Origin of the sequence: Rhodococcus sp. UNC363MFTsu5.1 (genome assembly GCF_000686785.1) — a bacterium.
Taxonomy (GTDB): domain Bacteria; phylum Actinomycetota; class Actinomycetes; order Mycobacteriales; family Mycobacteriaceae; genus Rhodococcus_G; species Rhodococcus_G maanshanensis.
Window position 1 is genome coordinate 64,159 of sequence record NZ_JMLO01000009.1, and the last position, 19,102, is coordinate 83,260.

The window sequence follows — 19,102 nt, forward strand, 5'->3', positions numbered from 1 at the left end:
GGCGGCGGGGCCGCGTCACACCATCCGGCGGACCTTCATCCCGTCGAACACCGGCCCGACCCGCACCACGTCGCCGGTCTGCGGAGCGTGCACCATCTGCCCGTTGCCGATGTAGATCGCGACATGGCCCGGCCCGCCCGACTGCCAGTTGCCGAACAGCAGGTCGCCTGGCCTGGCCTCGGCCAGCGGGATCTCCTCGCCGACGCCCCACTGGGTCTCCGAGGTCCGCGGCAGCTTCAGGAGGTCGCCGGTCGCGGCGTACACCGCGTAGGACGTCAGGCCTGAGCAGTCGAAGCCACCGCCGGACGGTCCGTTGATGTTGCCGCCGCCCCACACGTAGGGCAGGCCGAGGTACCGCAGCGCGGCCTCGACGATCTTGCCGCCGATCCCGTCGCCGAAGTTGCCGACCAACGGGGTGAGGATCCCCGCGAATCGGGCCTCGGTGGCCCGGATCTTCGCCACGTACGGCTTGGTCTGGTTCTCGTAGTCGGGCAGTCCCGACGGCATCCCGCCGGACCGCCGCACGGCCCCGACCCCCGCGTTGTAGCCGGCGATGGCCAGGTCGAGGGTGTCGCCCTTGACCAGGCCCTGCTTCTGCCAGCCCTCGATCTCGGTGTACATGTCGCAGAGCAGGTGCCCCGACGCCATCACCGAGTCCGCGACGCCGAGGATGTCCGCCTTGCCGTCGCCGTCGGCGTCCTTGCCGTACTTGGCCCAGGTGCCCGGCATGAACTGGCCGGGGCCGCGGGCCCCGTCCCTGGACACCGGCGCGGTGGGGCCGTACCGGAAGCCGTTCTCCGCGGAATAGAGCGCGGCGAGGACCGGCGGCTTGATGCCCTCGCAGATCTCGCCCGCCTTCTTCAGCCACGGCACGAAGACCGCGATCGCACCGATCGGGGCCATCGCCATCTCCGGAAGGTCCGTCAACGCGCCCGGCAACGCTCGGCTCGGGTCGCCGCCGATCGGGGTCGCCTGCAGCGCGGGCGGCGCCGTGTAGCGGGGCGACTCCTGCACAGGTGGCGCGACCACCGCGGGCGGTGGCACGGCAGGCGCGGCAGGCAGTCCGGGAAGGGCCTGCGGGGCGGGTGGGAGGTACGGCTTGAGCGAATCCTCCACTGCGGCAGCCGCATCCGTGACGGCCTGCTGCGCCTGCCCCTGCACCTGTTCGGGCAGCATCCCGATGATGTCGTTGATCTGCTGCGACGCCGCGGGCGCCGACGCCTCGAAAGACTGAATCGCTTGTGCTGCTTGATCCTTCACCGGTAATGGGATGTCGGCTCCTTGAACGAAGCCGCCGAGGGCAGTGGCAACTGCCACGATCACCGCCGTTGGATCAACCGGCATTCGCAACTCCAAACTTCGAGCGGGCCATCAGATGCAACGCTAGGTCCCCCGACCCGGCCGCGGGGCGATTTCGATCACATCGATCGAACCGTTTTTCCCGAACCCACACGACGCCTGTATCGCGGCGTGCCGGTCCGGCGTTAGCCGCCGCCGACTGTGCATCTGCCGGCGAATCGGCCCACTTCGGGCGGGGAAAACTGCGCACTCACGGAGCGTATGCCCGCGCACCGCGGACGTTCAGGCGAAGAGCGAGAAATTCAGCAGACCCTCAGGTCTCTCTCAGACTCACGGTGGATCCTGGTCGTCATGAGTGAGCGACCCGCAGAGCAACCCCACCGAACGTCCCGACTGCGCCGCGCCGTCGCGGCGTCCGGCATCGTCGGCGCGCTCGGCGTCGGGTCCCTCACCGGTGGCTCGTTGGTGCTCGGAGACGCCCCCTCCTCGGATTCGGGGACCGTCATGGCCGCCGATTCGAACCGCTCGAACGGTGTCGGTAGCCCGATCGTCACCCGCGGCGCCGGGCAGTTCGACGTGATCTCGGGCGGGTCGTGACGCTCGCGGCGGACAAGGCCGCGAAGAGCTGGTCGATGTGGGGCGTGCGCGCGACGGTGGTCGTGTCCGAGCCCGAGATGCTGGAGTCCGCCTGGAACATGGTCCGCGGCCACCTGGCCGCCGCCGACGTCGCGACCAACGCCACCCGCGAAGACTCCGAGATAGCCGCGCTCAACCGGTCCGCTGGCACCACGACCCGGGTGAGCGTCCTGCTCGCCGAGCAGGTCAGCAGGGCCCTCCTGGCCGCCGAACTGACCGCGGGCACGCTCGACCCCACCGCAGGCGGCACCGGACCGAACCAGTGGCGCTCGGTGACCGTCCGCGGCCACGAGGTCACCCTCCCCGTCGGGCTCACCCTCGACGTGTCCGCGACCGCCCGCTCCGTCACGGCCGACCGGTGCGCCGGCGCCGTCGCCGAACTGCTCGGCTGCGGGGTGCTGGTCAGCCTCGGCGGCGACGTGGCGACCGCGGGCCCGCTGCCGCGCAGCGGCTGGCAGATCAAGGTCGAGGACCTGCCCGGCGACCCGTCCTGCCAGGTCTCGATCCCGTCCGGCTCCGGCCTCGCCACCGCCAGCACGGTCAGCCCGCTGCACCCGAATCCCGCCGAGGCGCCGCACTGGCGCACCGTGTCGGTGGTGGCCGGCTCCGCCCTTGCCGCGGCCGCGGCGAGCAGGGCGGCGGTCCGCGGGGGCGAGGAGATCCTCGCCTGGCTCGAGGAGGTCGGGCTCCCCGCCCGGCTGGTGGACCGGGACTTCCGGGTCACCCGGCTCTGCGGCTGGCCGTGAAGGTCCAGGCGGCTGCGCCGTCCGTGCGCGGTTGGCAAGCCCCCGCACTCGTCGACCACGCACGGGCGCGGAGCGCCTAATCCTGCACCCGCACGGCGAAGCCGGCCGCGTCGAGGGCGCCCAGTACCTCGTCTCGGTGATCGGGTCCGCGGGTCTCCAGGGTCAGCAGCACCTCCACCTCGTCCAGGCCGAGGTCGCGCGCGGTCCGCGAGTGCACCACGTCCACCACGCTGGCGCCGCGCTCGCTCACCACGCCCAGCAGCCGCACCAGCCCCCCGGGCCGGTCCGGGATGGTGACGCGCACGACCAGGTAGCGGCCTGCGGCCCGCAGGCCGTGGGTGATCACGTGGGTGAGCAGGAGCGGGTCGATGTTGCCGCCGGACAACACCGCGCACACGGGTCCCTCCAACCGCAGCTGGTCCGCCGCGCAGGTCATCAGGGCGGCCACCGCCGCCGCCCCCGCCGGCTCGACGATCAGCTTGGCCCGCTCGCTGCACAGCAACAGGGCCCGGGACAGCGCGTCCTCGCTGACCGTGACCACCTCGTCCACCAGGGCGTTGACGTGTGCGAACGGCACCGCACCCGGGAGCCCGATGGCGATCCCGTCCGCCATGGTGGACAGGGCCTGCGCCTCGACGGGTTCGCCCTCGGCGAGCGACCGCGGCCAGGCCGCCGCCTGCTCCGCCTGCACGCCGACGAGACGCACCCGGCGGCCAGAATCCCGGACCGCAGCCGCGATCCCGGCGAGCAGCCCGCCGCCGCCGGTCGGCACCACGATGGTCCCGACCTCCGGCAGCTGCTCGAGGATCTCGAGCCCGACGGTGGCCTGGCCCGCGACGACGTCGACGTGATCGAACGGGTGGATGAGCACGGCGCCGGTCGCCGCGGCGAACTCCTTGGCGGACAGGAGCGCCTCGTCGACGGTGTGCCCGCGCAGGTGGACCGTCGCCCCGTACGCCCTGGTCGCGACGAGTTTCGGCAGCGCCGCCCCGACCGGCATGAAGACCGTGGACTCGATGCCGAGCCGGCTGGCGGCCCAGGCCACGCCCTGGGCATGGTTGCCTGCACTGGCCGCGACCACGCCGCCCGCCCGCTGCTCCGGGGTCAGGTTCGCGATTCGGTTGTAGGCGCCGCGGGGTTTGAAAGAGCCTGTGCGCTGGAGGTTTTCACACTTGAGCCACACGTCGTGGGCACAGCGATCCGAAAGCACCCGCGACGCGAGCATCGGCGTCCTGCGCATCACCGGGGCGAGCCGTTCCGCCGCCGCCGCGATCTGGTCCCTCGTCACGAGTTCCATCGCGCCAGCGTAAGGCGCCTGCGGCGCCTGTGAGTACTTGTGGCCCCCATGTGGGCCACAAGTACTCACAGGCGGCGGAGCCGCCTACTTCAGTGCCTGCTCCACATCGGCGAGGAGGTCGGCCGCGTCCTCGATGCCGACCGAGAGCCGGACCAGGTCGTCCGGCACCTCGAGGGCTGAGCCCGCGGTCGACGCGTGGGTCATGGCGCCGGGATGCTCGATCAGCGACTCGACGCCGCCGAGGGACTCGGCCAGGGTGAAGATCTGGGTCCGCGAGCAGAAGTCGAGCGCGGCCTGCTTGCCGCCCTTGAGGCGCACCGAGATCATGCCGCCGAAGCGGCGCATCTGCTTGGCCGCGACCTTGTGGCCCGGGTGCGACTCGAGGCCCGGGTAGATCACCTGCGAGATCGCTTCGTGGCCGGTGAGAAGGTCGACGATCTTCTCGGCGTTCTCGCTGTGGCGCTCCATCCGCAGTGCGAGGGTCTTGATGCCGCGCATGGTCAGGTACGCGTCGAAGGGGCCGGGCACCGCACCCGCGCCGTTCTGCAGGAACGCGAAGGCGGTGTCGAGTTCCTCGTCGTCGGTGACCAGCGCACCGCCGACGACGTCGGAGTGCCCACCGATGTACTTGGTGGTCGAGTGCAGCGCGATGTCGGCGCCGAGGCCGAGCGGCTGCTGCAGGTACGGGGACGCGAAGGTGTTGTCCACCACCAGCTTTGCCCCGGCCTCGTGCGCGACCCCGGCCAGCGCCTCGATGTCGCCGATGTTGAGCAGCGGGTTGGTCGGGGTCTCCACCCACACCAGCTTGGTGTTCGGGCGGATCGCGGCGCGGACCGCGTCCACATCGGACACCGCGGCGGGCGTGTGCTCGATGCCCCACTGGGTGAACACCTTGTCGATCAGCCGGAAGGTGCCGCCGTAGGCGTCGTTCGGGATCACCAGGTGATCGCCGGGACGCAGGACCGAGCGCAACAGGCAGTCCGTGGCCGCCATGCCGGACGCGAACGCGCGACCGTAGGTGCCGGACTCGAGGGCGGCGAGGTTGGCCTCGAGCGGACGCCGGGTCGGGTTCCCGGTGCGCGCGTACTCGAACCCGTTGCGCATGCCGCCGACGCCGTCCTGGGCGAAGGTCGAGCTGGCGTAGATCGGCACGTTCACCGCGCCGGTCAGCGGATCCGGCTCGTACCCGGCGTGAACGGCCCTGGTGGAGAACCCGTGCTCTGCGTTGCTGTGCTCGCTCATGCCGGTAAGCCTAGCGAGCCGCTATTGCGTCAGTAATCGGGCAACCGAGACCAGTGCGTCGATGTACTCCGATTCCGTGTACCCCTGGTCGCCGTGGCTGCCGACATCGACACTGCGACCGGCCATCGTCAGCGTGTACACGGTGTCGTTGACCTTGATCACGAGCCCGTTCAGCGCGTCGGCGCGCGGCTCGTCGACCACCCCCATGCTCGTCTTCCCCCTGGAGGCCTCGAGCATCGCCTCGGTGAACCCGTTGCCCTTGACGCTGGCGAAGAGATTGCGCTGGGTCCCGGTGAAGTCCCCGTCCGACCACAGGCAGAGCGGGTCGCTGGAGCCCGGCAGCGTCGTCTGGTTCGCCAGCGCCATGCCGGCCACCAGCGGGCCCAGCGCCCCGGCCATCGTCACGCAGTCCGGCGCCTCGCCCGCGGAAAGCGTCACCGCCACACCGCCGTCCGCGTCCGACCCGTCCGACTCCGCGACCGGCGTACCGCTCGTCACCGTCGAACATCCGGACACCAGCACGGTGACCACAGCGGCGATCATCCCCACCCGAGCTCTCGTCTCCCCCATGCGGGGATCCTAACGGCTCCTGGCGGGGCCGGCCCGGTTCGAGCTATCCCCCGGCGCTGAGGAATCCGAGCAGGTCGTGCCGGGTGATGACGCCGACGGGCTTGCCGTCGTCGACCACCATCAGCGCGTCCGAGTCGCCGAGTGCCTTGGTCGCGGCGCTCACCGGCTCGCCCGAGCCGATCAGCGGGAAGGGCGGGCTCATGTGCTTGGCGACCGGATCGGCGAGCTGCGCCCGGCCCTCGAACACCGCCGAGAGCAGGTCCCGCTCGGTGACGCTGCCCGCGACCTCGCCCGCCATCACCGGCGGCTCGGCACCGACGACCGGCATCTGCGAGACGCCGTACTCGCGCAGGATTTCGATCGCGTCGCGCAGCGTCTCCGACGGATGCGTGTGCACCAGGTCGGGCAGCTCGCCCGACTTGCCCCGGAGCACGTCGCCGACCGTCGGCTCGTGGACCTTGCCGTCCAGCGGGGTACGCAGGAAGCCGTACGAGGCCATCCACTTGTCGTTGAAGATCTTCGAGAGGTAGCCACGGCCGCCGTCGGGCAGCAGCACGACGATCACCGCGTCGGGCTCGCGCTCGGCGACCCGCAACGCGGCCACCACGGCCATGCCGCAGGAGCCGCCGACCAGCAGGCCCTCCTCGCGGGCGAGGCGCCGCGTCATCTCGAACGAGTCGGCATCGGAGACCGCGATGATCTCGTCGGGGATCGAGGGGTCGTAGGCGGTGGGCCAGAAGTCCTCGCCGACGCCCTCGACCAGGTACGGCCGACCGGTGCCGCCCGAGTAGACCGAGCCCTCCGGGTCCGCGCCGATGACCTTGACCTTGCCGCCGGAGACCTCCTTGAGGTAGCGGCCGGTGCCGGTGATCGTGCCGCCGGTGCCGACGCCAGCCACGAAGTGGGTGATCTTGCCCTCGGTGTCCCGCCAGATCTCGGGGCCCGTGGTCTCGTAGTGGCTCTCGGGCCCGCCCGGGTTGGAGTACTGGTTCGGCTTCCAACCGCCGGGCAGCTCCCGCGCCAGGCGGTCGGAGACGTTGTAGTAGCTGTCCGGGTGCTCCGGTGCCACCGCGGTCGGGCACACCACGACCTCGGCGCCGTACGCCTTGAGAACGTTGCGCTTGTCCTCGCTGACCTTGTCCGGGCAGACGAAGACGCACTTGTAGCCGCGCTGCTGCGCGACCAGCGCCAGCCCGATGCCGGTGTTGCCCGACGTCGGCTCGACGATGGTCCCGCCGGGCTTCAGCTCGCCGGACGCCTCGGCGGCGTCGATCATCTTGACCGCGATCCGGTCCTTGGAGCTGCCGCCCGGGTTGAGGTACTCGATCTTGGCGGCCACCAGTCCCGAGCCGGGCTCGACCACCGAGTTCAGCTTGACCAGCGGAGTATTTCCGATGAGGTCGACGACATGATCCGCGATGCGCATGCCTACATGGTCCCAGAGCGCGCCGCGGGGGCAACACCAGGTCCCTTCTCGAGGGTCGCTCCGCCGACTCCGCCCTTGATGTCCGCGGGCGCTTGCGCGCCGACCCCACACCGCGCGGGCTTTCGCACTAGATTTGTGGCCGGTAGCACTCGCGACGAGCGGAGGGTGGATCCGGTGCCCACCAGCGGATGGAAAACGGCCGCGAAAGCAAGCGCGGCCGCGGTCGTCGCGGGATCCTCGGCAGGCACCGCCTCGTGGGCGCTCTACAACTACCTGATGGGCCAGGCCACCGCCGCGCGCGGGGTGATCGGCCGCAACGTCGCCAAACCGCCGGAGGCCGACGGCATCTACACCGCCGGGTGCGAGGCCCCCGAGCGCTGGCGGCTGGGCGCCGAGTTCGACATCCACCTGATGATCTTCGGCGACTCGACCGCGGCCGGGGTCGGCTGCGCGGTCGCCGACGAGGTACCGGGGGTGCTGCTGGCCCGCGGCCTCGCCGAGGAGACGGGCAAGCGGATCTGGTTGTCCACCAAGGCGATCGGCGGCGCCACCTCGAAGGGACTCAAAGGCCAGGTCGATGCCATGTTCATCGCGGGCCCGCCACCGGACGCTGCGGTGATCCTGGTCGGCGCCAACGACGTCACGGCCAAGAACTCGGTCCACGCCTCGGCCCGGCGCCTCGGAGACGCGGTGGCGCGGCTACGCGATGCCGGCGCGGTGGTGGTCGTCGGCACCTGTCCGGACCTGGGGGTGGTCACCGCGATCCCGCAGCCCCTGCGGTCGGTGGTGCGCGAGTGGGGCCACCGGCTGGCCCGGGCGCAGGCCGCCGCGGTGCTGCGAGCGGGCGGCCATCCCGTCGCGCTCGCCGACCTGCTCGCGCCGGAGTTCCTCGCCGCCCCGGACACCATGTTCTCCGCCGATCACTTCCATCCCTCCGCGGCCGGATACGAGCTCGCGGCCCAGCAGTTGCTGCCCGTCCTCGCCACCGCGCTCGGGGAATGGGAGGGCGGTCCGCTGCCCGAGCTGCCCGAGGTCTCCGAGGCCGCCGAGTCGCGCCGGGCCGTCGCCCGGATCACCGAGGCCGCGAACCGATTCCTGTGGCGCCGGGACACCGAGCGCCGGGCCAGCAGGGGCGAGCCAGGAACCGATCAGGTGGCCCCGGAACCGACCTCAGGAGTGCTCAAGATCGTCGATGACCGACGGCGTCGTCAGCGCGCCGCGAGCGCCACGTAACGTCTGAGACAAATCGTCCAGTCACGCGTCGACCACGACGCACCGAAAACACAAGGAGTTCTCCATGCCTGAGGCAGTCATTGTCTCCGCCGTGCGCTCGCCCATCGGCCGCGCCGGAAAGGGTTCCCTCAAGGACATCCGTCCGGACGATCTGGCCGCCCAGATGGTCGCCGCGGCCCTCGCGAAGATCCCGGAGCTGGACCCCACCGAGATCGACGACCTGATCATGGGTTGTGGCCAGCCGGGCGGACAGTCCGGCTACAACATCGCCAAGGTCGTCGCCACCACGCTCGGCTATGACTTCCTCCCCGGCGTGACGGTCAACCGTTACTGCTCCTCCTCGCTGCAGACCACCCGGATGGCCATGCACGCCATCCGCGCGGGCGAGGGCGACGTGTTCATCTCCGCTGGCGTCGAGTCCGTCTCCAGCTTCGCCACCGGCAGCGCCGACGGCTGGCCGGGCACCAAGAACGCTGCCTACGCCGATGCCCAGGCCCGCACCGAACTGGCCGCGCAGGGTGGCGTCGCGTGGAAGGACCCCCGCGAGGACGGCCTGATCCCCGACATCTACATCGCGATGGGCCAGACCGCGGAGAACGTCGCCTCGCTGACCGGCATCAGCCGCGAGGACCAGGACCGCTGGGGCGTGCGCAGCCAGAACCGCGCCGAGGAGGCCATCAAGCGCGGCTTCTTCGAGCGTGAGATCACCCCGGTCACCCTGCCCGACGGCAGCACCCACAACACCGACGACGGCCCGCGCGCCGGCACCACCTACGAGGGCATCTCCGGCCTCAAGCCGGTGTTCCGCCCCGACGGCACCGTCACCGCAGGCAACGCCTGCCCGCTCAACGACGGCGCGGCCGCGCTGGTCATCATGAGCGACACCAAGGCGAAGGCCCTCGGCCTGACCCCGCTCGCGCGCGTCGTCTCGACCGCCGCGACCGGCCTGTCCCCCGAGATCATGGGCCTCGGCCCGATCGAGGCGGTCAAGAAGGCCCTCGGCTACGCGAAGATGTCCACCTCCGACATCGACCTGTACGAGATCAACGAGGCGTTCGCGGTGCAGGTGCTCGGCTCGGCCCGCGCGCTCGACCTGGACGAGGACAAGATCAACGTCTCGGGCGGCGCGATCGCGATCGGTCACCCCTTCGGCATGACCGGTGCCCGCATCACCAACACCCTGCTCAACAACCTGCGTGAGCAGGACAAGACCTTCGGCGTCGAGACCATGTGCGTCGGCGGCGGCCAGGGCATGGCGATGGTGCTCGAGCGCCTGAGCTAGTCCTTCTGCACCACCGCGAACGGGCGGTTACCGGGACAACGGCCGAGAGGCCTCCCCGGTAACCGCCCGTTCGTCGTCATACCGGCGCACCCGCCGCGCGCGAACCCGCCGAACCAGCTCGTGCGGCCGGTCATACAGCAGCTCCGCACCGACCCTGATCACCCTCCATCCGAGTGCCTCGATCCGAGCCGCGCGCTCGATGTCCCAGGCCCGCTGACGACGATCGGTCCAATGATGTTCGCCGTCGCACTCGACGAGGACCGACCACTCCCTCCAGCCCATGTCCGAACACGCGAACCTCCAACCGTCGCTGCCGAGGATCGGGATCTGTGTCGCCGGCCTCGGCAGACCCGCGTCGACGATCACCAGTCGGGTACGGGTTTCGGGCGGCGACTCCGCACCGCCGTCCACGTCTTGGAGAACCGAGCGCAACCGGATGAGTCCGCGCGCGCGTGGATGTTGCTCCGCGAGCCGGCTCATCTCGACGGGCTTGAGTCCGGTCGCGCCGCACAGCGCATCCAACGCGACGATCGCAGGGATTCGTGCCAGGCGCCTGCCCAGGTCGAAGCCCGCACGTGCAGCCGTGGCCACCCGGATACCGTCGACGACGGTGATCTCGTCGGAGGTGAGTCGGCAGTTGTGGACGATGAGGTTCCGCGTCGACCGGTGATGCCCGACGCGGATCACCTCCGCCGGTTCGCTCGCGTCGATCCACTTGGACCCATGCAGAGCCGCGGCCGAGTAGCCGGTCAGGATCGCGGACGGCCCGGCATAGAGCCACGCTGCCCGCGCGCGCACCGCTGCCGTGACCGGGGTTCGCTTGCTCAGATAAACACCCTGGTAGAGGCGCACGAAATCGTGGTAGAGCTGGTGCTCCGTGAGCGCACCCATCGCGACTGCGCGCGACCCGAGGAACGGCGCATCGAAGTGATCCACCGCACCAGCATCGCCGCGCGGGCGGCCCGCGACGGCTCGACGGCCAGGGGCTGTGGATGACGGCGGGCGTATCCACAACGCCGAACGGGCGGTTTCCTGAACATCCGTCGGGTGACGGAGCAGGTAACCGCCCGTTCGTGGTCAGGCGTGCGGTGACTAGTCGCTGTTGAAGTAGCTCAGCAGTCGCAGGATCTCGACGTACAGCCAGACCAGGGTGACGGTGAGGCCGAACGCGACGCCCCAGGCCGCCTTCTCCGGCGCCTGGGCGCGGATCAGCTGGTCGGCCGCGTCGAAGTCGAGCAGGAAGCTGAACGCCGCGATGCCGATGCAGACGAGGCTGAAGACGATCGCGAGTCCTCCGCCGTCACGCAGGCCGAGCCCGCCCGGGGTGAAGAAGCTGGCGATCAGATTGCCGAGCGAGAGCACCACGATGCCGATCAGGGCGCCGATGATCATCCGGGTCAGCCGCGGGGTGACGCGGATGGCGCCGGTCTTGTAGACCACGAGCATGCCGAAGAACACACCGAAGGTGCCGAGTACCGCCTGGGCGATGAGGGTGGAGCCGCCGGTGCCACCGAAGGTGATGTCGGTGAACATGAACGACAGCGCGCCGAGGAAGACGCCCTCCGCCGCCGCGTAGGCCAGCACGATCGCCGGGTTGTCCATCTTGCGGCCGAAGGTGGCGACCAGCACCAGGACGAGCCCGATGAGTCCGCCGCCGATCACGAACGGGGCCGCGAGGTCCACGTTCGAGTTGACGAGCACGTAGGAGATGATCGCCGCGACCGTCAGCACCCCGAGCGTGATGCCCGTCTTGGTGACGACGTCGTCGATGGTCATGGCCCGCTGAGAAGGACCGGTCGTGTACGGCTCGGCCTGCGTGTACTGCGGCTGACCGAACTGCTGTGTCATCTGCCCCGCGCCTGCCGCGGCAGAACCGAACGAGGCGTATCCGCTGCCCTCCTGCTTGGGGAGGTTGCGGAACACCGGGTTGCTGGTGGTGCGCACCGTGCGTGTCCCTTCTTTAGGTGGATCCCGAGAGATCCTGTCGTGCCGCTGTGGCCCGACCGCGACGGGATATCCCGTTCTGTTGGTAAAACGTCTCACATGTGACAGTAAGTTCCCAGCGCTTCGAACCAAACGCGTCCCCCCGCCGTGACAGTGGGGACTCTACCGGGCCGAGATCGCGCCCGCCGCGTACGAAAACGAGGTTCACCTGGCACGACAATGCTCCCAACGGTGGCATCATTGACACATGAGCACCGAGGACGGTCCGGGTCAGACGCTCAGCGCCAGCGAGTCGGTCGATTCGGACGAGGTTCGCAACGACGACGGTGACGATGTCGTGGACGCCCCCGATCACTGGAGCGAGGCTGATCGCTTCGGGACCACCGCGGCCGAGGCCGCCGCCGGCGAGACCCTCGACGAGCGGCTCGCCGAGGAAGAGCCCGACACCCCGCTCGACGACGACGGGCCGCTGCCGGGCGATCCCGAGTCCGTTCAGGCCGAGGTGGTCGACGGCGTCATCATCGAGGACCTCGGCATCACCCGCGACCAGTTCGACGGAGACCCGATCGGCGGCGGGCCCGTCAAGTAGCGAGCCGAAGCGTCACAGACCCTTCACCGATCGGGTGACGGTGAACTTCGGGTTCCGCCCGATCAGTTCGGTGGGGCCGACCGACTTCCTGAGCGCACCGCGGTAGCCCAGGTGCGAGTTGTAGACGGTCCACAGCTCGCCCCCCTCGCGCAGCACCCGGCCCGCGGCGCGGAACATCGACAGCGCCGCCCCGGTGTGGACGGCCGCGCCCACGTGAAACGGCGGGTTGCACACGATCAGATCGGCGGTGCCGTCGCCGAGCGTGGACATGGCGTCGTCCCGCAGGGCGGTCACCCGGTCGCCGACCCCGTTCGCGTGCGCGGTCGCCGCCGTCGACGCGACCGCGGCGGCGGACTGATCGGTCGCGATCACCCGTAGGTCGGCGCGGGCGCGAGCCAGCTCCACGGCGAGAATCCCTGTGCCGCAACCGAGGTCGACCGCCGATCGCGCATCCGGATTCATCCGGGGCAGGTAGTCGAGCAGGAATCGGGTTCCGATGTCGAGCTTGGTGCCCGCGAAGGCGGCCCCGTGCGCGACCACCTCCAGGTCGAGCTCGGCCAGGTGCTCGCGCAGCGGGTAGGTCGGCTCCGCGGGCGGCTCGAGCGGGCCGCGGGCGACGAGCACCCGGGACTTCTGTCTGCCGCGGGTGGCATGGACGTCGCCGAAGCTGCGGGCGAGCACCTCGTTCATCGCGGGGGTGATGTGCTTGTCGCGGCCACCCGCGTAGATCACCACCTCCGGGTCGGCGTGCCGGGCGACGGCCTCGGCGATCTCGGCGAGGGCGGCCAGGCTGCGCGGCAGCTGGACCAGCACCACGCGCACACCCGAGAGCAGGGACGCGTCGAGCACGCAGGACCGGTAGGCGCCGCTCAGTCCCTCACGCTCGGCGTTGTCTGACAGCGCGAGCTCGCCGGTGATCGGGTCCTGGTGCACCCGGACGTCGGTGGCGCCGAAGCCCGCGATCGCCCCGAGGGTGAGGGCGCCGTAGCGGTCACCGACCACCGCGACCGTCGCGTTCGCCGCGCCCAGCAGCGCCGCCCCCGCCTCGTCGAGGATCAGCCGATCCGCGCCGTCGACGGCGAACAGGTTCGGCGCCTCCACGTCGGGGAACCGACGCAGTCGGGAGAGGAGTTCTTCGGGGACCGGCACCGCTCGATTGTTCCAGGTCCCGGCCGCGACATGGACGAGCGACCACCTCGTCCGTCTGTCCTACGACTGGACACTTGACAAGTAGCGGGGCGATACACGAACGGGTACAACAAATTCGACAGAATCCAACCGACCGGGGCAGCGGTCGAGAACCCAGGAGGGCCGCCCATGCCGCTGTCTATGTCTCCCGCCGACTCGATGTGGCTGCTGGCAGAATCGCGCGAACACCCCATGCACGTCGGTGGGCTGCAGTTGTTCGAGCCCCCAGAGGGCGGCGACGCCGCGACCGTGCGAGCGTTGTTCGATACTGCCCTATCGAATGACACTGCTGCACAAAGGTTTCGGCAGCGGGCGACGCGCTCGTGGTCTTCTCTCGGACAGTGGGAATGGGAGGAGGACCGCGGATTCGACCTCGGATATCACGTGCGCCACGACGCCCTGCCGCAACCCGGCGGCATGCGCGAACTGCTCGACCTGTGCTCACAACTGCACGCGGCACCCCTGGACCGACACCGTCCGCTCTGGGAGATGCACCTGATCGAGGGCCTGAACGACGGCCGATTCGCGGTGTACACCAAGTTCCACCACGCGTTCGCCGACGGGGTTTCGGCGATGCGATTGCTGGCCCGGTCGCTGAGCGAGGACCCGACGGACCGGGCGATGCCCGCCGTCTGGGACATGGCGAACCCGGAGCCGGAGCACCCCGCAGCGGAGGAGCCGGCCGCCGAGACCGGCGACAACGGCGGCATCCTCGGACTGCCCGCCGCCGCGGTCCGCGGGGCCGCGACGTTGCTGGAAGGAGCGGCCGGGCTCGGCTCCGCGCTGGCGGGCACCGTGGCCCGCGCGCTCCGCGAACAGGGCGGCTCACTGTCCTTTGCGGCCCCGAACACAGTCCTCAACGTGCCGATCGCCGGGGCACGGCGCTACGCCGCGCAGTCCTGGCCGATCGAGCGGCTCCGCCTGATCGCCAAAGCGTCCGACGCCACCGTCAACGACGTCGTGCTCGCGATGTGCTCCGGCGGCCTGCGCACGTATCTGCTGTCGCAGGAGGCCCTCCCCGAGGTTCCACTGATCGCCGCCGTGCCGGTGTCGCTGCGCGGCGGCCCCGACGAAAGCCAGGCGGGCAACTCGTTCGGCGTGCTGATGTGCAACCTCGCGACCCACTCGGCCGACCCGGCACAGCGGCTCGAGACCGTGCGAGCGTCGATGCTCGAGGGCAAGGAGTCCCTGACCGGCAAGCGTCCGTCGCAGATCCTCGCGATGAGTGCGGTCGGGATGGTCCCGGCGGCGCTGCACGTGGTCGCGGGTAGCAGCGGGGCGGTCCGCCCGCCGTTCAATGTCGTGATCTCCAACGTTCCCGGGCCGCGCACGCCGCTGTACTGGAACGGGGCCCGGCTCGACGGGCTGTACCCGATCGCGTTCCCGCAGGACGGACAGGCCCTGAACATCACCTGCACCAGCTCCGACGACGCGATCGCGTTCGGGCTGACCGGGTGCAGGCGGGCGCTGCCGGACCTCGATGCGATCCTTGGCCACCTCGACGCCGAACTACAGGCGCTCGAGACCGCCGTCGGCATCTGAGACGCCGAACGCGCGGGGCGTGGACACGCCGTCTTCCGACAGCGTGCCCACGCCCCGCGCGTGGAGGTCTTCAGCCTCGGCTGACGCCTAGGCGGCCGGGGCGCTGCCCCAGGTCACCGCGACACCGTTGGCCGCCAGCCACTCGCTCGGGTCCAGCTGGACACCGTTCGCGTCCCACACCTCGAAGTGCAGGTGCGGTCCGGTGGACTGACCGCGGTTGCCGACGGTCGCGATCTGCTGACCGGCCTCGACGCGCTGGCCGACGTTGACGGTGTACTCGTTGACGTGGCCGTAGACGGTGACGGTGCCGTCGTCGTGACGGACGCGGACCCACAGCCCGAAGCCGGAGGCCGGGCCGGCGGAGATGATCTCACCGTTGGCCGCGGACATGATCGGGGTACCGAGGTTGGCACCGATGTCGATGCCGCCGTGATGCGAGCCCCAGCGAGCGCCGTAGCCGGAGGTCATGACGCCGTTGACGGGCTGAACGGTGCGAGCCTTGAACGGAGCGACCGACCCGCCGGGGTTGAGCGCGCGGAGCTGGTCGTTGACCCACTGCTGCGCGCCGGTGATCTCGGGCAGCGGGGCCGGTGCGGCGGGGGCTCCCTGAGGAAGCAGTTCCTGCGGAAGCTGGAAGGGCACTGCAGCGAACGCCTGGTGGTCGATCGGAGCGGCGGTCGCGGTGGCGGATCCGAGCTGCATGCCTCCGACCAGGATCGCGCCGGTCGCGACGGCGACCGTGGCGCCCTTCAGGCGACGCGCGGTGGTGATCGAGCTGGAACGATTGAACGTCCTGCGGAGAGTTCCCACAGTCTTTACCTCATCTTCGTTGGCTTCTTGGTCGCACCTTTTGGGCCGTGCAACCTCGGACCCCCACAACGAAGGTAACGAAACGATATCGATACGTCTACCGTGATCGAATCTTTATCTAAATACGATCTTGATCCGGCGAACGGCAGTTGCCGCACCGCGGCGGGCACCCAGCCCGCCAGGCCCGGCATGGCACTCCACCTGCGGCAAGCCGCCGACAACGCCTGACGGATGGGCGGAAATAGGTGGTCAGACATAGAAATCCGCGCGAGACGGTTTTAGTAACGGCGAGATAACAAACCGGCCGGTTTCGTGTCGATCGCACGCCACACCGCCCCGAATCCGGACGCCGAGCGGCCGCGGAATCCGAGTGACCGACGTCACCAAATCCGCCTCGCCCAGTTCGCCCGAATCGAGCCATCGGGGTGCTATGCGCCCCGCGGCCCGACGCGGGGCCGACATAGGAGCCACGCCAAACCGGGCGATACGTTTATCGTCCGGGGGGACGTTTCGGGTCCGAAGGGGGGCGCCATGATCCAGGTCGATCCACGCGACGCGATCTTCGCGTACGTCGAGACGCCGTCGACGGCTCAGACCACCGTCTCGGCGTACGCCTTCGACTCGGGCGGGCGCCCCCTTCCGAGCCGGGACGAGCTCCTGCGGTGGATCACGCAACGGGCCGGCCGGATCGGTGTCCTGCGCCAGCGCATGATCCGGGTTCCGTTCGACCTCGACCACCCGTACTGGGCCGAGGATCCCGCGTTTGCGGCGGAGGACCACGTTGCCTTCCATATCGGACGAGGCTGGGAAGAACTGCGAACGCTGCTGGTGGACATCCAGCGGCGGCCGCTGAACCCGTCGCGACCCCTGTGGGAGGCCCACGTCGTCACCGGGGTCGACGGCGTCGAAGGGATTGCGGGCCCCGCCACCGTGGTGGCCATCAAGATGCACCATTCGATGGCGGACGGCGGTCTCGGCGCCCGGATCGCCCGACAGCTGTTCACCGAGACCCTGCCGACCGACGAGCGCCCGGACGCGGACCCGATTCCGTCCAGTTTCTCGATGGCGGCGATGGCCGTCGCCGCCATTCCCCGGAATCTCTGCCTGCTCGCCTGCGCCGTTCCCCGGGCTAGACGGGTCCAGCGACTGAGGCGGACGGAGCGCGCGCAGGGGATGTACGAGACCCCCGCCGCGCTGCGCCCGCGCACCGTGCTCAACCAACCCCTCGGCCAGGAACGCGTCTACAACGCCGTGTTCTTCTCCGTCCCGGAGCTGAGGGCGATGCGGAGTGCGGTCGGCGGCGTGACCCTCAACGATCTGATGCTCACGATCGTCGGCGCGACCATGCACAGATATCTGTGCGAGGTCGGCGACCCGCCGGCCGGATCGCTGGGTGCCTGTGTCCCGGTATCGACGCGCGACGACATCGAGGCGACCTCCAGGAATCGGTTCGTCACCATCGCCGTCGACCTGCACACCGACTCCCCCGACCTCGTCGAGCGCGTCGGCGCGATCCACCGCTCGGTGCTCGCCGACAGGGTCCGCAAGACCAGCCCCGGCGAGACCCAGTCCGATGCGCTCGCCAATTCGTTCCCGGGATTCTTGGTGCGGAACGCTCTTCGCGTCCTCCGCGCGCTCCCGGCCCGGCAGTCGACGACCGTCCAGCTCGCCAACACCCTCGTCACCAACGTGCCCAAGGGCCCCGCCGACCTGGTGCTCTGCGGATCCACCGTGGCCGCGAACTTCGGGTTGGCCCCACTCATCGGCCTCGCCGGCGTGGCGCACACGGTCAGCTCGGTTGGCGATTCGCTGGCGGTCAACATCATCGCGGACCCACGGCAGCTGCGCGACGACCGTCGCTACGCCGAGTTGCTGCTCGAGTCCTTCGAGGACCTGAAGGCCGCCGTCTACTCCTGAGCCCGCTGCTCGCCGTTCCCGTTCCATACGAAGGTCGCGGTGGCGCCGTCCGGCAGTGAGTAGGTGACCTGGCGGCCCGATTCGGTGATTCGCCCGAACCCGCGACAGTCGGCCGGGCATCGCCCTGTAGTGCGACACTTGCCAGCGCGTTCTCCCGTCACCACAATGGCCGCCGTGCGCGCAAGAATCGCTGACCCCGCTTTTCAGTGGGCGGCCCTCGAATCCTGGATCCTCGACTGGGATGTGTCGGCTGACCCCGACGCGGTCGTGCTCGGGAAGTGGGAGGCCGGCCTCGCGGAATCGGCGACCCGGATCGACGCGGGCGTGGTGTGGTGTCCGCGCCGGGGCGTCGTGATCGCTCCCACCGGGTACTCCGACAAGCGGGTCACCGATCTGTTGCGCCAGTCCACCGCCGCCTTCGCCGGCATCGACGAGCCCTGAGCTAGTCGCCGACCACCGGTCGCCCACGCAGCTCCGCGGCCAGTCCGTCGGCCGACGAACTCTCGTAGATGTTGTCGCGCGCGGGCCTTTGGTACGGACTCATCTAGCGCGAGAACGCGTTTCACCTCGACAGATACCAAACGGTCCTTTGGTGGTCATCGGGTGCGACCTGGAATACGGTTGCCTTCGCCGCCTCACTCCGGAGGCATGCCAACCAGGGAGACCGTCGCCAATGGCATCGCACGTAGCACCCCGCATCAAGTCGGCTGCAATTCGCGTCGTCGCAGCAGCCGCCCTCGCGACCGGCCTGGCCGTCGCCGCCGTCAAGAGATACGGCCTGCCCGCGATGCGCTGATTTCCACAACGGTTGTCCACAGCTGGCCCACGAGGGCGCCGATACGATCGAACCGTGTTCGGGATACCCATGGCGGTGGCCCGATTCAACTACCGGTTCACGTCTTCCGTTACAGCTGACCGAGGACATCGGTGTGTGCGGCAATCCGACTGGCGTACGAGCGGATGCTCATCACCTCTGTGGGACCCCGCTGAGCCCCTCACGAAACGCCGCGGCGCGTGACTGCGATTCACCTAGTAGAGGGGGATCGAAACCCTGATGAGGTGACAGTCATGATCGCAATCGACTTCAATGTGGCCGCTCAAGCATTCATGCACTGGTTGAACGTCACGTTCGGAATCGGTGGGGGCGTGGGAGCCGGCTGACCACTGACACAGTGATGCCGTCGAACCACTCACGTCTTATGTACATCGCGGCTGGTCCGCATCTGGCGAACCGTCCAGTTTTGTACGCGCGAGTAACGACTTCTCCCGTCTACGGTTGGCTCGCGCCACCATCCCTCGATGACTGGCGTAGGCCCCGCCGACAAAGCCCCCTGCGTCGGCGGGGCCGCCTGTTGTCCCCCCCGCCAGACCCCAATCACTG

Annotated in this window: 18 protein-coding genes; 9 read left to right on the forward strand and 9 right to left on the reverse strand. The window is 69.8% G+C overall.

The genetic code is table 11. The annotated features are described in order from the left end of the window. Nucleotides 1-15 precede the first annotated feature (15 nt). Nucleotides 16-1,344, reverse strand: coding sequence for a C40 family peptidase (locus BR31_RS0111240; RefSeq protein WP_027501051.1), 1,329 nt, complete (start codon nucleotides 1,342-1,344; stop codon nucleotides 16-18). Nucleotides 1,345-1,650: 306 nt separating this feature from the next. Between BR31_RS0111240 and BR31_RS0111245 the strand changes: the two genes are divergently transcribed. Both BR31_RS0111245 and BR31_RS0111250 read left to right on the forward strand, forming a co-directional pair. Beyond that, nucleotides 1,651-1,896, forward strand: coding sequence for a hypothetical protein (locus BR31_RS0111245; RefSeq protein ID WP_027501052.1), 246 nt, complete (start codon nucleotides 1,651-1,653; stop codon nucleotides 1,894-1,896). Further along, entirely contained in the window at nucleotides 1,893-2,681 is a 789-nt protein-coding gene (locus BR31_RS0111250) for an FAD:protein FMN transferase (protein WP_027501053.1), read from the forward strand. The genes BR31_RS0111245 and BR31_RS0111250 overlap by 4 nt, the downstream gene beginning before the upstream one ends. Nucleotides 2,682-2,757: 76 nt before the next feature. Here the strand turns inward: BR31_RS0111250 and ilvA are convergent, their stop codons facing one another. From ilvA to BR31_RS0111270, 4 genes are all read right to left on the reverse strand, one after another. Further along, complete coding sequence (gene ilvA, locus BR31_RS0111255; protein ID WP_037176324.1) at nucleotides 2,758-3,978, reverse strand: threonine ammonia-lyase; 1,221 nt, start codon at nucleotides 3,976-3,978, stop codon at nucleotides 2,758-2,760. A gap of 84 nt (nucleotides 3,979-4,062) precedes the next feature. After that, nucleotides 4,063-5,220: a cystathionine gamma-synthase gene (locus BR31_RS0111260; protein WP_027501055.1), complete on the reverse strand. Its 1,158-nt coding sequence runs from the start codon at nucleotides 5,218-5,220 to the stop codon at nucleotides 4,063-4,065. 21 nt (nucleotides 5,221-5,241) lie between these two features. Continuing rightward, nucleotides 5,242-5,790 carry a hypothetical protein gene (locus BR31_RS0111265; protein ID WP_156042441.1) on the reverse strand — a complete coding sequence of 183 codons (549 nt, stop codon included), beginning with the start codon at nucleotides 5,788-5,790 and terminating at the stop codon, nucleotides 5,242-5,244. Nucleotides 5,791-5,833: 43 nt separating this feature from the next. After that, nucleotides 5,834-7,216, reverse strand: coding sequence for a cystathionine beta-synthase (locus BR31_RS0111270; RefSeq protein WP_027501057.1), 1,383 nt, complete (start codon nucleotides 7,214-7,216; stop codon nucleotides 5,834-5,836). Nucleotides 7,217-7,390: 174 nt separating this feature from the next. On the opposite strand from BR31_RS0111270, the gene BR31_RS28270 reads away from it, so the two are divergent. Together BR31_RS28270 and BR31_RS0111280 are read left to right on the forward strand one after the other, a co-directional pair. Continuing rightward, nucleotides 7,391-8,449, forward strand: a complete 1,059-nt coding sequence (locus tag BR31_RS28270) for an SGNH/GDSL hydrolase family protein (RefSeq protein ID WP_156042442.1) — start codon at nucleotides 7,391-7,393, stop codon at nucleotides 8,447-8,449. A gap of 64 nt (nucleotides 8,450-8,513) precedes the next feature. Then, entirely contained in the window at nucleotides 8,514-9,731 is a 1,218-nt protein-coding gene (locus BR31_RS0111280) for an acetyl-CoA C-acetyltransferase (RefSeq protein ID WP_027501058.1), read from the forward strand. 27 nt (nucleotides 9,732-9,758) lie between these two features. Here the strand turns inward: BR31_RS0111280 and BR31_RS28275 are convergent, their stop codons facing one another. Next, on the reverse strand, nucleotides 9,759-10,667 hold the full coding sequence (locus BR31_RS28275; protein WP_231496451.1) for a hypothetical protein: 909 nt from the start codon (nucleotides 10,665-10,667) through the stop codon (nucleotides 9,759-9,761). A gap of 156 nt (nucleotides 10,668-10,823) precedes the next feature. After that, a complete protein-coding gene (locus tag BR31_RS0111290) occupies nucleotides 10,824-11,675 on the reverse strand; it encodes a Bax inhibitor-1/YccA family protein (RefSeq protein WP_027501059.1) in 852 nt (283 codons plus the stop codon). A 247-nt stretch (nucleotides 11,676-11,922) separates the two neighbouring features. Here BR31_RS0111290 and BR31_RS0111295 point away from each other — a divergent pair, with 247 nt between their 5' ends. Continuing rightward, nucleotides 11,923-12,264 carry a hypothetical protein gene (locus BR31_RS0111295; protein ID WP_027501060.1) on the forward strand — a complete coding sequence of 114 codons (342 nt, stop codon included), beginning with the start codon at nucleotides 11,923-11,925 and terminating at the stop codon, nucleotides 12,262-12,264. Nucleotides 12,265-12,276: 12 nt separating this feature from the next. Here BR31_RS0111295 and BR31_RS0111300 read toward each other — a convergent pair whose 3' ends face one another. Beyond that, nucleotides 12,277-13,413 (reverse strand): class I SAM-dependent methyltransferase, encoded by a 1,137-nt coding sequence (locus BR31_RS0111300; protein ID WP_027501061.1) that lies wholly within the window; start codon nucleotides 13,411-13,413, stop codon nucleotides 12,277-12,279. A gap of 168 nt (nucleotides 13,414-13,581) precedes the next feature. Between BR31_RS0111300 and BR31_RS0111305 the strand changes: the two genes are divergently transcribed. Further along, nucleotides 13,582-14,994, forward strand: a complete 1,413-nt coding sequence (locus tag BR31_RS0111305; RefSeq protein ID WP_027501062.1) for a WS/DGAT/MGAT family O-acyltransferase — start codon at nucleotides 13,582-13,584, stop codon at nucleotides 14,992-14,994. Between the two features lie 87 nt (nucleotides 14,995-15,081). Here BR31_RS0111305 and BR31_RS0111310 read toward each other — a convergent pair whose 3' ends face one another. Continuing rightward, entirely contained in the window at nucleotides 15,082-15,804 is a 723-nt protein-coding gene (locus BR31_RS0111310; protein ID WP_027501063.1) for a M23 family metallopeptidase, read from the reverse strand. Between the two features lie 531 nt (nucleotides 15,805-16,335). On the opposite strand from BR31_RS0111310, the gene BR31_RS0111315 reads away from it, so the two are divergent. From BR31_RS0111315 to BR31_RS32425, 3 genes are all read left to right on the forward strand, one after another. Continuing rightward, nucleotides 16,336-17,721: a wax ester/triacylglycerol synthase domain-containing protein gene (locus BR31_RS0111315; RefSeq protein ID WP_027501064.1), complete on the forward strand. Its 1,386-nt coding sequence runs from the start codon at nucleotides 16,336-16,338 to the stop codon at nucleotides 17,719-17,721. Between the two features lie 174 nt (nucleotides 17,722-17,895). Then, nucleotides 17,896-18,162, forward strand: coding sequence for a hypothetical protein (locus BR31_RS0111320; protein WP_156042443.1), 267 nt, complete (start codon nucleotides 17,896-17,898; stop codon nucleotides 18,160-18,162). Between the two features lie 232 nt (nucleotides 18,163-18,394). After that, nucleotides 18,395-18,517 (forward strand): hypothetical protein, encoded by a 123-nt coding sequence (locus BR31_RS32425; protein WP_269321344.1) that lies wholly within the window; start codon nucleotides 18,395-18,397, stop codon nucleotides 18,515-18,517. Nucleotides 18,518-19,102 lie beyond the last annotated feature (585 nt).

What these genes read in the sequence shown, in the direction of transcription:
- BR31_RS0111240 (WP_027501051.1), bottom strand. Translation starts at nt 1,344, where the DNA reads ATGCCGGTTGATCCAACGGCGGTGATCGTGGCAGTTGCCACTGCCCTC.
- BR31_RS0111245 (WP_027501052.1), top strand. Translation starts at nt 1,651, where the DNA reads ATGAGTGAGCGACCCGCAGAGCAACCCCACCGAACGTCCCGACTGCGC.
- ilvA (WP_037176324.1), bottom strand. Translation starts at nt 3,978, where the DNA reads ATGGAACTCGTGACGAGGGACCAGATCGCGGCGGCGGCGGAACGGCTC.
- BR31_RS0111260 (WP_027501055.1), bottom strand. Translation starts at nt 5,220, where the DNA reads ATGAGCGAGCACAGCAACGCAGAGCACGGGTTCTCCACCAGGGCCGTT.
- BR31_RS0111265 (WP_156042441.1), bottom strand. Translation starts at nt 5,790, where the DNA reads ATGGGGGAGACGAGAGCTCGGGTGGGGATGATCGCCGCTGTGGTCACC.
- BR31_RS0111270 (WP_027501057.1), bottom strand. Translation starts at nt 7,216, where the DNA reads ATGCGCATCGCGGATCATGTCGTCGACCTCATCGGAAATACTCCGCTG.
- BR31_RS0111280 (WP_027501058.1), top strand. Translation starts at nt 8,514, where the DNA reads ATGCCTGAGGCAGTCATTGTCTCCGCCGTGCGCTCGCCCATCGGCCGC.
- BR31_RS0111295 (WP_027501060.1), top strand. Translation starts at nt 11,923, where the DNA reads ATGAGCACCGAGGACGGTCCGGGTCAGACGCTCAGCGCCAGCGAGTCG.
- BR31_RS0111305 (WP_027501062.1), top strand. Translation starts at nt 13,582, where the DNA reads ATGCCGCTGTCTATGTCTCCCGCCGACTCGATGTGGCTGCTGGCAGAA.
- BR31_RS0111315 (WP_027501064.1), top strand. Translation starts at nt 16,336, where the DNA reads ATGATCCAGGTCGATCCACGCGACGCGATCTTCGCGTACGTCGAGACG.
- BR31_RS32425 (WP_269321344.1), top strand. Translation starts at nt 18,395, where the DNA reads ATGGCATCGCACGTAGCACCCCGCATCAAGTCGGCTGCAATTCGCGTC.